General features: G+C 40.4%; 16 protein-coding genes and 1 other annotated feature (1 of these 17 only partly in view). All 16 genes read left to right on the forward strand.

Translation table 11 applies throughout. The annotated features are described in order from the left end of the window. The first annotated feature begins 25 nt into the window (after positions 1 to 25). The 16 genes from ftsW to NST13_RS00510 all read left to right on the forward strand — a co-directional run bounded on the left by ftsW (position 26) and on the right by NST13_RS00510 (position 12,594). The gene (gene ftsW, locus NST13_RS00435; RefSeq protein WP_342581125.1) at positions 26 to 1,114 is read left to right on the forward strand and encodes a putative lipid II flippase FtsW; all 1,089 of its coding nucleotides are present in this window, start codon (positions 26 to 28) and stop codon (positions 1,112 to 1,114) included. Between the two features lie 19 nt (positions 1,115 to 1,133). Beyond that, entirely contained in the window at positions 1,134 to 1,961 is an 828-nt protein-coding gene (locus NST13_RS00440; protein WP_342469953.1) for a cell division protein FtsQ/DivIB, read from the forward strand. Further along, positions 1,945 to 2,640, forward strand: coding sequence for a DUF881 domain-containing protein (locus tag NST13_RS00445; RefSeq protein WP_342471163.1), 696 nt, complete (start codon positions 1,945 to 1,947; stop codon positions 2,638 to 2,640). The genes NST13_RS00440 and NST13_RS00445 overlap by 17 nt, the downstream gene beginning before the upstream one ends. A gap of 14 nt (positions 2,641 to 2,654) precedes the next feature. Continuing rightward, a complete protein-coding gene (locus tag NST13_RS00450) occupies positions 2,655 to 3,371 on the forward strand; it encodes a DUF881 domain-containing protein (RefSeq protein WP_342581126.1) in 717 nt (238 codons plus the stop codon). Positions 3,372 to 3,373: 2 nt separating this feature from the next. Then, entirely contained in the window at positions 3,374 to 3,742 is a 369-nt protein-coding gene (locus tag NST13_RS00455; protein WP_342581127.1) for a small basic family protein, read from the forward strand. A 106-nt stretch (positions 3,743 to 3,848) separates the two neighbouring features. Further along, entirely contained in the window at positions 3,849 to 5,141 is a 1,293-nt protein-coding gene (gene ftsA / locus NST13_RS00460) for a cell division protein FtsA (RefSeq protein WP_342469950.1), read from the forward strand. A 50-nt stretch (positions 5,142 to 5,191) separates the two neighbouring features. Beyond that, positions 5,192 to 6,343, forward strand: a complete 1,152-nt coding sequence (gene ftsZ, locus NST13_RS00465; RefSeq protein WP_342469949.1) for a cell division protein FtsZ — start codon at positions 5,192 to 5,194, stop codon at positions 6,341 to 6,343. Between the two features lie 252 nt (positions 6,344 to 6,595). Further along, positions 6,596 to 7,423: a sigma-E processing peptidase SpoIIGA gene (locus NST13_RS00470; RefSeq protein ID WP_342469948.1), complete on the forward strand. Its 828-nt coding sequence runs from the start codon at positions 6,596 to 6,598 to the stop codon at positions 7,421 to 7,423. Positions 7,424 to 7,443: 20 nt separating this feature from the next. Then, positions 7,444 to 8,151 carry an RNA polymerase sporulation sigma factor SigE gene (gene sigE / locus NST13_RS00475; RefSeq protein ID WP_342469947.1) on the forward strand — a complete coding sequence of 236 codons (708 nt, stop codon included), beginning with the start codon at positions 7,444 to 7,446 and terminating at the stop codon, positions 8,149 to 8,151. A 100-nt stretch (positions 8,152 to 8,251) separates the two neighbouring features. Continuing rightward, positions 8,252 to 9,034: an RNA polymerase sporulation sigma factor SigG gene (sigG, locus tag NST13_RS00480; protein ID WP_342581128.1), complete on the forward strand. Its 783-nt coding sequence runs from the start codon at positions 8,252 to 8,254 to the stop codon at positions 9,032 to 9,034. A 277-nt stretch (positions 9,035 to 9,311) separates the two neighbouring features. Continuing rightward, positions 9,312 to 9,548 carry a YlmC/YmxH family sporulation protein gene (locus NST13_RS00485; protein WP_342469945.1) on the forward strand — a complete coding sequence of 79 codons (237 nt, stop codon included), beginning with the start codon at positions 9,312 to 9,314 and terminating at the stop codon, positions 9,546 to 9,548. Positions 9,549 to 9,629: 81 nt separating this feature from the next. Next, the gene (locus NST13_RS00490) at positions 9,630 to 10,301 is read left to right on the forward strand and encodes a YggS family pyridoxal phosphate-dependent enzyme (protein WP_342581129.1); all 672 of its coding nucleotides are present in this window, start codon (positions 9,630 to 9,632) and stop codon (positions 10,299 to 10,301) included. A gap of 12 nt (positions 10,302 to 10,313) precedes the next feature. Then, on the forward strand, positions 10,314 to 10,772 hold the full coding sequence (locus NST13_RS00495; protein WP_342469943.1) for a cell division protein SepF: 459 nt from the start codon (positions 10,314 to 10,316) through the stop codon (positions 10,770 to 10,772). A gap of 24 nt (positions 10,773 to 10,796) precedes the next feature. Beyond that, on the forward strand, positions 10,797 to 11,060 hold the full coding sequence (locus tag NST13_RS00500; protein ID WP_342469942.1) for a YggT family protein: 264 nt from the start codon (positions 10,797 to 10,799) through the stop codon (positions 11,058 to 11,060). Between the two features lie 106 nt (positions 11,061 to 11,166). Continuing rightward, on the forward strand, positions 11,167 to 11,952 hold the full coding sequence (locus NST13_RS00505; RefSeq protein WP_342581130.1) for a YlmH/Sll1252 family protein: 786 nt from the start codon (positions 11,167 to 11,169) through the stop codon (positions 11,950 to 11,952). Between the two features lie 87 nt (positions 11,953 to 12,039). Further along, complete coding sequence (locus NST13_RS00510) at positions 12,040 to 12,594, forward strand: DivIVA domain-containing protein (protein WP_342469940.1); 555 nt, start codon at positions 12,040 to 12,042, stop codon at positions 12,592 to 12,594. Positions 12,595 to 12,665: 71 nt separating this feature from the next. Beyond that, positions 12,666 to 12,825 (forward strand) — a binding site (T-box leader) (it continues 75 nt past the right edge of the window).

A 12,825-nucleotide genomic window follows, 5' to 3' on the forward strand; every position in this document is an offset into this window, starting at 1 on the left:
TGGAAGCAAAAATTTTTAGGAAAGGATGCCTTCACTGAAATTTACGTATAAAAGGCTGTTTATCATATCAGCATTTATGCTTTCCATAATAGGTGTGGTTTTCATTTATTCGGCAGGTACATATTGGAGTGCGATCCATTACGAAGGGGAGATTCCTTTTTACATCAAGCAGTCCGTTTATCTCCTGCTGGCGCTCATCGTGTTCTATACCGTCTCCAATATGCCGGTTTTCCACAAGGAAAAAACATGGAGAAGTTTGTATCTATTTTCGCTCATACTGCTGGTACTTGTGTTGATTCCGGGCATTGGGCTGGAGCGAAACGGTTCCCAAAGCTGGATTGGACTCGGGCCTTTGACCGTACAGCCTGCCGAGTTGGTGAAAATCACGACTTTGATGTATTTAAGCCATCAATTAAGCAAGGTGCCCAGTGGTGAGCAGGTTGTCCGTCTCCGGCATTTCCTTCTCATCATTATTCCAAGTGCTTTGATTATGCTGCAACCGGATTTCGGTTCCGTGTTTATCCTGGTCGTATCTTCATTTATCCTGCTTTTTATTGCAAGATATCCAATCAAGCTGTATGTGGCGTTTATCGCCCTTGGGGTGATTGGGCTGATCGGTCTTATCGCAGCGGCACCTTATCGATTGAAGCGTATTGAAGCTTTCATTGATCCGTGGTCAGATCCGTTGGGCAGCGGTTTCCAGGCGGTGCAGTCTTTGATGGCAATCGGACCTGCAGGACTCTTGGGCCATGGTTTCCAGCAAAGCAGACAAAAATTTTTGTATTTGCCGGAACCGCAGAACGACTTTATTTTTTCCATCATACTGGAGGAAATCGGATTTTTGGGCGGATGCTTCATCATCGCATTGTTTTGTTTATTCATCTATTCCGGAATGGGATTGGCATTGCAATCGACCAGAAGCTCTGATTTCTTTGCCATCAGCTCTCTTGTGGCAATGATCGGTTTTCAAGCCGCCTTGAATATCGGAGTCGTGATCGGGCTCATTCCGGTAACCGGTGTGACATTGCCGTTCATTAGTTACGGCGGTACATCCCTTATGATTATCTGGTTTATCGTTGGTGTGATTGTTTCAATTTCGAATCGAGCCACTTAAATGGAAAGGAGGAGTAAAAATGGACAAAGTCATTGATATTGAAGAACGAATTCCCACCTTAAAGAAAAAGCGGAGAAGACGGACGAACATCAAGTTTGCCGTCATCATTTCGCTATTTTTGGGAACGTTATTTTTACTCCTTTACTTCCAATCTCCTTACAGCAATATTCAAAAAATTACAGTACATGGAGCCGAACTGGCAACAGAAGAATATTATTTGAACAAATCCGGACTCCAAGTCGGCGATTCATTGTGGGGATTCAAAGCATCAAAAGTTGAACAGAAATTGAAAGAAGACTGGGTCAAAGAAGTGAAGGTAAAACGGAAATTGCTTACGGCAGTGGAAATACAAGTAAAAGAGTACCGCCGGGTGGCCTATATTTTTGAAGATCATCAGTTTCATCCAATTCTTGAAAACGGTGTGGTCTATAAAGCATCTGACGAAGTCCCCACCATTGACGCACCCATCTTTTTAAACTTTGAGGATGAGAAATTAAGAAAAATGGTGCTGAAGGAACTGGCTGAACTCGATGATGAGGTGTTGGCATTAATTTCCCAAATTAATTTGACCGCTACGGAAACGGACCCCTATGCGATTACGTTGTTTATGAATGATGGCTATGAGGTTCGCGCGGAAATCACTTCGCTTTCTGAAAAACTGAAGTATTATCCGGCCATTATCGCCCAGATTGAAAACGCAGCGGAAAATGAAAAGGGGATCATAGATATTGAAGTTGGTTCATATTTCAAGCCATATTCCGAAGAATATAAGAAATTGAATATTGGCGGACAATCCGATGATGCATCGGTTGAACAGGATGTGGAACATGATGAATCGACTCCATAACCGAAGACAAAATAAAATTACGAGAAAGCATTTCATCCTTCTGCTCGTTTGCATCGTGACTGGTTTCATGATCGGTTATTCCTACAATTTGGCAAAAGACAATAAAAAAGTCCGTTCCAGTTATATCGAACAAGAGGATACTTACCGGAATGAACTGATTGAGCAGCAGGAAAGAAACAAAGAATTAATGGACGAGCTCAATGATTTGAAAGCCCAGATCCGGGAATATGAGAAGTCTTTTACCGAAAATGAAGAAGATTACAAGGAATTGGCCGAAGAGGCTGAGAGGCTGAGGTTGATACTTGGTGAATTGCCTGCCCATGGCGAAGGAATCAAAGTGACTTTGCAAGATGGCCATTATGATCCGAAATCGACAAACCCGAATGATTATATTGTCCATGAGAGCCACATTTTTATGGTCATCAATGAATTGAAGATTTCCGGGGCAGAAGCCATCGCCATCAATGGTCATCGCTTGAAACCGAATTCTTATATTCATTGCAACGGTCCAGTGATTACAATCGACGGAAAACAATATCCTGCTCCATTCGAAATTGAAGCAATCGGAAACGCTGATACTTTAATCTCCTCTTTAAAAATAGCCGGCGGAGTTTTCGAACGATTAATCAATGATTCGATTGTCGTGACGATTCAAGGTTTGGAAGATATCAAAATGTAAAAGGGGGCAGGTAGGTGGAGAAGAATGTAGTAATCCGGATTACTTTAATCTCCTTTGTTGTAGGATTCATGATCGCAGTCCAATATAACACAGTAAAAAAGCCTGAATCCCGTGACACGAGAGACATTTGGGAAATACGCCAAGAGCTGACCGAAGAAAAAAAGCTGCATTCGGAGCTCCTGAACGAAATTGCCTCCCTGAAAAACATAAAAGCGGAGTATGAAGATGAAAACAGCAAAGAGCTTGGAAAAGTCCTGCAATCAACCGTTGAAGATTTGAGGGTAAGAGCGGGGCTTTCAGAAGTGACAGGTCCTGGACTGCGCTTAAATATTAAACCTGCGGAAGAACTGATTCTCAGCGGATTTAAAGTGGAACCAATATCCCCGGATCTTTTAATCCGCCTTGTGAATGAAATCTACCGATATAACGGATTATATATCGAAATTGATGGACAAAGGGTTGTCCATACGACGGCCATTCGGGATATCAATGGAAAAACCACGGTGAACAGTGTTCCAATAAGCAATTCGAATGTGGATATTTTGATCATTACGGAAACCTTTGAACAGGCTGAAAAACTTTACAGCTATTTATATGCATCAACGTTCCAGGATGATTTTTACATCGATAATCTGAAGTTGACCATTAATCCGGCGGAAGAAGAAATTACGATTGGCGCCTATGATGGAGAATTCACGAACAGTTATTTGTTGAAAAGTGAAGGGGATTAATTATGTGGTTACCATTTTTAGGATTGATATTAGGATTGGTTTTGGGATTGCTGACGGATATTCAAATTCCTTCCGAATATGAAAATTATCTCTCCATTGCCGTGCTTGCCGCCCTCGATACCATTGTCGGCGGTATAAGAGCCAATTTGCAACAAGTATACGATGATAAGGTATTTATTACCGGCTTTTTCTTCAATATTGCATTGGCCATTGGACTCGCTTTTTTGGGCGTCCATTTAGGGGTGGACTTGTATTTGGCTGCAATTTTTGCATTTGGAGTAAGGCTTTTTCAAAATATTGCTATAATTCGACGAATTTTGATACAAAAGTGGGAAGACAGACATGTAAAAAAGGATGAAAAAACTGTATAATAACGGTAGAATTTATTATGTATGATGTTATAGAAAAATTTACTGACACATATATAATATTTTAAAATAGAATGAGTGGAGTAGCATTCGAAGGAGGTGCGGTGGAATGAATCATCAAAATATATATATTTCACTTGATATAGGTTCCTCTTCTATAAAAGCGCTGATCGGTGACGTGACAGACGGCCAGTTGCATGTGATAGGAGTAGGAAACGTCAAAACGAACGGAGTAAGAAAAGGCACAATTGTTGATATAGATGCAACCGTCCAATCCATAAAAAAAGCTGTAGAACAAGCGGAACGAATGACAGGAATACAGATAAGAGAAGTCGTGTTAGGAATTCCTGCAAATCAAACAGTATTACAGCCGGTAAAAGGTGTAGTTGCAGTTAACAGTGAAAATCGGGAAATTACGGATGAAGATTTGGAAAGAGTGTTTGAATCTGCCCAAGTGATGTCGATACCACCGGAGCGGGAATTGGTCAATTTGATTCCGAAACAGTTTATCGTGGATAATCTGGATGAAATCAAAGATCCCCGTGGAATGATTGGTATCCGACTGGAAATGGATGCTACGATGATTACCACATCTCGCACACTATTGCACAATGTTTTAAGATGCGTTGAACGGGCAGGTCTTGATATAAAAGAAATATATTTGCAACCATTGGCAGCAGGATATTTTGCATTGACGGAAGACGAAAAAAACCAAGGTACTGCATTTATTGATATAGGCGGGGGTTCAACCACGATCGCCGTTTTTGAAGATGGCTTGCTGACCCATACGGGAGTCGTTCCTGTTGGAGGGGATCATATTACAAAAGATTTGTCCATCATACTTAAAACTCCGACAGAACAAGCCGAAAAAATAAAGAGAGAGTATGGACATGCTTTTTATGAGGATGCTTCTGAAGATGAAGTGTTTGAAGTGCCGGTTGTTGGCACAGATGTAACAGAAGAGTACAGCCAAAAGTTTATTGCGGAAATTATCGGTTCACGTTTAGAAGAATTGTTTGAACTTGTTTTGGATGAATTAGCCCGTTTAGGAGTCAGAGACTTACCAGGTGGAATCGTACTTTCAGGTGGTGTCGCTTCATTGGAAGGGATTGCGCAACTTGCCCGTCAAGTGATGCAAACCCGTGTAAGAATATATATACCTGATTTTATAGGTGTCCGGGATCCATCATATACAACCGCTGTTGGCTTAATTTGTTACGCGCATATGGAAGATGAATTCTTCGGAAGAAGCCCAGTTTCGAAAGCACCTGTTTATCAAGCGGTAGGTTCAGTTACTACTCCTCCTAAAAAACAATCTCATGCATCTGAAAAAGCTGATAACGAAAATAAAACAAGCGTCTTTGATAAAGCCAAACGACTATTTGACAAATTTTTTGAATAATGAAAAGAAAAAAACCAAAATCTTAGACTAGTGTGGTAGGAGGAGAAAGAATGTTAGAATTTGATACGAATATTGACCAACTAGCCAAAATCAAAGTCATTGGTGTTGGCGGTGGTGGAAATAATGCTGTTAACCGAATGATTGAACATGGCGTTCAAGGTGTTGAATTTATTGCTGTAAATACAGATGCTCAAGCTTTAAATCTCTCAAAAGCGGAAATAAAATTGCAGATTGGTAGTAAACTGACTCGTGGATTAGGTGCAGGGGCAAATCCTGAAATTGGAAAAAAGGCTGCTGAAGAAAGCAGAGAACAGATTGAAGAAGTTGTACGTGGAGCCGATATGGTGTTTGTCACTGCAGGCATGGGTGGAGGAACTGGAACAGGTGCCGCACCAATCATTTCACAAATCGCAAAGGATATGGGAGCTTTAACTGTTGGGGTTGTGACAAGGCCATTTTCTTTTGAAGGAAAGAAGAGACAAACACAGGCGATCAGTGGAATTGCTGCGATGAAAGAAGCGGTGGATACATTGATCGTCATTCCGAACGATAAACTGTTGCAGATCGTTGATAAAAGCACTCCAATGCTTGAAGCTTTCCGCGAAGCTGACAACGTATTGCGCCAAGGTGTACAAGGGATTTCCGACTTGATTGCCACACCAGGTCTCATCAACCTGGATTTCGCAGATGTGAAAACCATCATGTCAAACAAAGGTTCAGCACTGATGGGTATCGGTATCGCTTCCGGTGAAAACCGTGCAACAGAGGCTGCGAAAAAAGCGATTTCCAGTCCGCTTCTTGAAACGTCCATTGATGGTGCGAAAGGGGTCATCATGAACATCACCGGCGGTACAAACTTGAGCCTGTTTGAAGTTCAGGAGGCTGCGGATATTGTTGCTTCCGCTTCTGATGAAGAAGTGAATATGATTTTCGGTTCAGTCATTAACGAAAACTTGAATGATGAAATTATCGTAACCGTAATCGCAACTGGCTTCGATGATGCCGCACCTCAGGCAGCCCAAAGTGCAAGAACGTCCATCAATGCGCGCAGCACGCAAGCAAACGCTGGACAAACCCAGCAATCTCCTGTGCGCGAACGAAATATCGAGCCGCAGCAACAACAGGAATATTACCGCAACCAACAAGAAGATCTATTAGACATTCCGACATTCTTAAGAAACCGTCGCCACCGAAATCAATAAAAGCAGTGAAGGAAATATTGTTACAAAAAAACGAAAAAATCGACATTTCTTTTAACGGAGCTTTTCGGTATTCTGATTCAAATTATGAATGAACTATCCGGTAAAGATGAAAATCTTTCCGGATAGTTCTTTTTTTATGCATAATTTCCCGTTCCATGCAATATTTTGTCAATAAAAACTCCGGATTAGCTCCGACGTTTTGACATTTTCTACATGAGGGTAGTGTTAATCTATCAATAGGAGGACGCTAAAATGATTGGAGAATTGCTCGTACTATACAATACGTTATTTAATTACTTCCTATTAAAGTTTACGAAGGAAATAACGGGATTGTATGTAAAAAAACGAAGGTTGTTGTTCAGTGCATTCATTAGCGGACTCGTGTCATCAATTCTCTATCAATCTTTTATAGGGGCTCTTGCAAGTTTTGTTCTTCTAATTGGACTCGCTTTCTCCTTTCGGATTCAAACCTTGCTGAAACAGGGCACAGTGCTGCTTGTGGCCACCTTTTTTCTGGGAGGGCTTTTGACCAGTTTATTGCCCTTCCTGCTCAGGCAATCCGATCTCATTTTTTTTATCTTTTGTTTAAGTATCGCTGTTCTCAGTTTAACTTTTATTCATTCGAAATGGAGAAATATGACAAAGGAGAGGTTGCAGCAATCATTCGTTGTTGATTGCGAATTGGAGCTCTTCCAAAAATCGTATTCGTTGAAAGGATTCATTGATACGGGAAATGAATGTGTGGAGCCGATCAGCGGCAAACCGGTTCATTTCTTATCGTATCAGGCGGTGGAAGAGAAACTGCCGAAAGAGTTAAAAGAGGGATTGCTTTCGTGGGACGAAAAGAATCCTTATCAACTAACAATGTTTCCTGACTTTATGTACCCTAAAATCAGAATTTTGAAGTTGTCAACGGTACAAAAAGAAACGTCAACCGCTCTTGCCTTTCGCTTTGAACGTCTGATTCTTTACGGAAACATAAAGAAGGAAATATTGGAAGAATATGTGGTATTTACCCGACACGATGCCCGGTTTCCGCAGAATGCACAAATGATACTCCACGTTTTAGCGTTGAACTAATTCATAAAGGGGGAGAATGGTTGTTTGAAAGACTAAAAGAGCTTCTTTTGAAAATATTCAGTAAGTTTCGTACTAAAAAAACATACTATATAGGAGGTCATGATTCATTGCCAGTACCATTGTCCAGAGAAGAAGAAATGTCTGTAATTGAAGCATTTATGAATGGTGATATGAAAGCGCGTGATACATTGATTGAAAGAAACTTGCGTCTTGTTGTTTATATTGCGAGACGTTTCGATAACACCGGCACGCCAATTGAGGATTTGATCAGCATCGGCTCTATCGGATTAATCAAAGCCATCGAAACATACAATAAAGAAAAAAATATCAAACTTGCCACATATGCTTCCCGATGCATCGAAAATGAGATTTTGATGCACTTGCGAAAGACAAGTCGTATGAAAGGCGAAGTCTCTTTAGATGAACCATTGAACTCGGATCCTGATGGTAATGAACTCCTATTATCAGATATTTTAGGCACGGATGAAGAAATTATTATGAATGATGTTGAAAAGAAAATTGAGCGTGCATCGATGTTTGAAGCGATCAACGGATTAAGCGAACGGGAAAGATATATTATGGAATGCCGGTTCGGTCTCAACGGCAAAAAGGAAATGACGCAGAAAGAAGTGGCGGATCACTTGGGAATATCCCAATCCTATATTTCCCGATTAGAAAAGAAAATTATATCTGAGTTGAGAGAATCCTTGAACCAACCAATCTCATAAGGAATTGGTTGAAATTGGACGCTCAACGCACGCATATTCTTTTCCTTTTCGGACAAACTTAAAAAACAATCCAAGAGATAAAAGTCTGGAGGAAAAGAAGATGGTGCGTACAAAAGTCGAGCTTTGCGGTGTTGATACTGCTTCTTTGCCGGTATTAAAACATGAAGAAATGAGAGAGTTGTTTGTCCGTCTAAAAAATGGTGATACATCCGTAAGAGAACAATTGGTGATCTGCAATCTGCGGCTCGTGTTGAGCATTGTAGGCAGATTCTCTTATCGGGGAGAACAAGCGGATGACTTGTTCCAAGTTGGATGTATCGGATTATTGAAAGCCATCGACCATTTCGATTTAAAACATAATGTACGATTTTCGACATATGCTGTACCGATGATAATTGGAGAAATACGCAGACATTTAAGGGACCATCATGCCCTTCGCGTATCAAGATCCTTGAGAGATATTGCTTATAAAGCGATGCAGGCAAAAGAAAAATTCATTTCAGAAAATTTATATGAACCATCCATTGAACAAATTGCCGAAATGATTGATATGAAAAAAGAAGACGTGCTCTATGCTTTGGATGCGATTCAAGATCCTCTTTCCCTTCAGGAGCCGATTTATTCTGACGGCGGAGACGCTGTCTACATCATGGACCAATTGAGGGATGAAGATGTGTCGGAAGATCAATGGGTTGCATATGTAAGCGTAAAGGAAAGTATTCAAAAGTTGGATGAACGCCAACAATTAATTCTCGCTAAACGGTTTTACTACGGCGAAACACAAACAGAAATCGCAAAATCCCTCGGAATATCACAAGCCCAAATTTCTAGACTTGAAAAAAATGCCATTGAGACAATGCAAAAGGACTATAAATTTGGATAATGTTTTGCTCCGTCTAATCCAACGCACTTTCACAAGTGCGTTTTTATTTTTAAAAGAGGAAGAACCGCAAGAGGTCAAATAAGGTTGTGAAACATAAAATAGAATGAAACTCACTGCCTTTGACGCTTTTTTAATTAAACGTATACATTTTCCGATTGGTTTAGCTGTCTTTTTATGGGTGAATGATTAGAGAAATTGTGAAATTTTATGATTGTTCTCATGAATTGATCAGATTTAGTGATAACTGAGAATATAGTCTGGTTGAAAGGAGATTCCCTTGAAGTTTTCAGAAGTGCAGCAAAAAGAAATCATTGAAGCGGGAAGCGGACGGTTTATCGGGTACATTATCGATGCGGAAGTATGTGAACAAACGGGCATGATCACAGCTTTTCTTGTAGCGGAACCGAAAAAACTATTCAACTTTTTCCAAGGAGAAGAGGCAATCCAAAAAGTGCTGATCAGTGATATTTTAGTGATTGGGAAAGATGTCATTTTAGTTAAAGGTATTTCTTAATTCCGCTATTTCATTGAAAAATCGAGAGTTGATTGATAAAATGAAAGAAACTATTGTTGTAAAGAAAAGATGGGATTTAATATGGCTAGCATTCGGGAAAACTTGGAAATTATACAGCAAAGAATAGAAGACGCAAAAACAAGGGCACATCGAAAAGATGATCATATTCAAATAATCGCGGTAACAAAACAAGTTTCGGTTGAACGAACAAAAGAAGCATTGGAAGCCGGCATCATCCATCTCGGAGAAAATCGTCCGGAAGGGTTGCTCGCAAAAAAAGAAGCGATTCAAGATCAAGCCATCTGGCATTATATTGGCACTTTGCAATCAAGAAAAGTAAAAAAAGTCATCAATGAAATCGATTATTTGCACTCTTTGGACCGTATGAGCTTGGCGGAAGAAATTGAGAAGCGGGCTGTAAACCCGGTAAAATGTTTTGTTCAAGTCAATGTATCCGGCGAAGAATCCAAACATGGTTTAAGCAAGGAAGAAGTGATACCATTTATTCAATCTTTGGAAAAGTTCAGCAAGATTCAGGTTGTCGGTTTAATGACGATGGCGCCAAATACGGATGACAAAGAAGTGATTCGGAAAGTCTTTCGTGGATTGAAAGAATTACAACAAGAGATTGCAAATTTAAATTTGCCCTACGCACCTTGTCAAGAATTATCGATGGGTATGTCCAACGATTACGAGATTGCGATTGAAGAAGGGGCCACATTTATTCGGATCGGAACAGCTCTTGTTGGATAGGAGGTTGGAAAGATGGGCATGTTCAGCAAAATAAAAAATTTCTTTTACTTGGAAGAAGAAGAAGAGCAAGTTCAACCATCAATGAATGAACCGGTCGCATTGCCGCAAGAGACTGTAACAAGAAAAACAACGAAAAAAATCGTCAATAGCCATGGCGAAGAAAAAACGTTGAATGTCATCAACATTCAATCGGCCAATGCTTTGAAAAATGCCAAAGTCGTCATTGTTGAACCAAGAGTGTATGCAGAAGCGCAGGACATCTCTGAACATTTGAAAAATAAACGTGCCATCATCGTCAATCTTCAGCGGATTGACCGTGAAGCAGGATTGCGAATTATTGATTTTTTGAGCGGAACCGTCTATGCTTTAGGTGGAGATATTCAACGTATCGGTGATAACATCTTCCTATGCACACCGGACAACGTGGAAGTGCAAGGCGAAATATCCGGATACTTTTATGACGATATATGAAAATAGTGAGGTAATAAAGAATCTATGGACATAACAGATATTATATCTTTTGCTTTCAGAATTTATACGCTAATGTTGATCATTTACATTTTAATGTCATGGATACCTGCATCCAGGGATACAGCTTTGGGACAATTTTTGGAAAAATTGTGCGAACCTTATTTGGGATTTTTCCGTAAATTCATTCCTCCAATTGGAATGATCGATTTTTCTCCGATTATCGCTTTAATTGTGCTGACATTTATCGAGCAGGGAATTTATAATTTGTTGCATATGCTATTTTATTAAATGGATGCGGCTCAATGGGGAGTCACATCCATTTTATATAATGTTCCGATTTTACTTGAATATTCATGTGCCGGTTGTAAGAAAATGTACTGAGAGAGTTGACGCCATGCAAAATATTATGCAACATTTTCGCAAAGATGAGCATCCTTTTATTGAAAGGGTCATCGAGTGGAAAAAAGAAGTGGAAGATCGCTACGCCCCTAAATTGACCGCTTTTTTGGATCCACGGGAACTTCATATTGTTCAGTCCATTGTGGGCAATCATGACGGACTATCCGTTTATGGCGAAGGAATGTTTCAGGAAGCGGAGAGGAAAAGGGTTTATATCGCTCCTTCTTATTTTATTCCGACAATGGAAGATTACGACATTACCGTTTTACAGTTGACCTTTCCATCCAAGTTTGTCCAATTGAAGCATCCGGATGTGTTAGGTGCATTGCTTTCCCTTGGAATTGACCGGAAACACTTCGGTGATATCCGCATTGCCGAGGAAACGATCCAGTTTGCCTGTACATCGGAAATCGCCTCGTATGTAAAAACAAACTTAAAAAAAGTGGGAAAAATTCATGTCCGGATCCAAGAACTTGAAAACATGGATCAACTGATTCCTCCGCAAGGGGAATGGAAGGAGCAACGGCTGACGGTATCTTCCATGAGACTGGATGCGGTTTTATCAAGCAGTTTTAATCTTTCGAGGCAAAAATCCCAAAACTTGATCCGGGGAAGCAAAGTAAAAGTGAACTTTGCCCTTTGCGAAGAAACGGCTTTTGAACTGCAAGAGGGTGATTTGGTCTCCTGCCGGGGATATGGACGTTTCAAAATTGATGGAATCGAAGGGCGAACGAAGAAGGAGAAGATCCGATTAGTCATCAGTCAAATCGAGAGAAAGTGAATTGTATAAAAAAATTTACTGTCAAGAACAACATTGATGGGTATAATAGGAATATGCCTATATTTTTGATTAAAGGAGTGCGAAACGATGCCACTATCACCTCTTGATATACATAATAAAGAATTTACGAGGTCTTTCCGAGGCTATGCGGAAGACGAGGTCAATGAATTTTTGGACCAGATTATTAAAGATTATGAGCTCTTGCTCCGGGAGAAAAAAGAGCTGGAAGATAAAGTGAAACAAATGACGGAACAAATGGAACACTTCAATACGATGGAAGAAACGCTCCAAAAATCCATTGTCGTTGCACAAGAGGCTGCGGAAGAAGTGCGCAGAAATGCCCAGCAAGAGGCAAAGCTCATCATTAAGGAAGCGGAAAAAAATGCGGACCGCATTGTGAATGAAGCGTTGGCCAAAGCGCGCAAAATTACGATTGAAATCGACGCTTTGAAAAAACAGTCCAAAGTATTCCGCAACCGTTTCAAAATGTTGGTGGAAGCCCAATTGGACTTGCTGAATTCCGATGATTGGGATCATTTAATGGAGTATGATGTGGGCCTTACGGAAATACAAGAGCAATTCAAGCAGGATGACGATGAAGAATATTATAGAAAAAGTGCGACTGAGCAGGAAAAATTGTAACAATTTTCTTACTACTTGACTGACTCCCATGATTTTCATATACTGATACACAGAAATTTAATACAAGCGGCTGACAGGTGTTGAAGGAGAGAGTATTTTTTGCTGGCGGTCATATAGCGATTCGAGGACGGTGGAAGCTCGAACAAGCGGCAAAAAAGAAAATCACTCCCGAGCCAAATCACTGAAAGGAAAGTAAGTGATTTCGTCCACACGACGTTACAGTGTCATGAG

Origin of the sequence: Ureibacillus sp. FSL W7-1570 (assembly GCF_038593265.1) — a bacterium.
In the GTDB taxonomy this organism is placed as follows: Bacteria; Bacillota; Bacilli; order Bacillales_A; family Planococcaceae; genus Ureibacillus; species Ureibacillus suwonensis.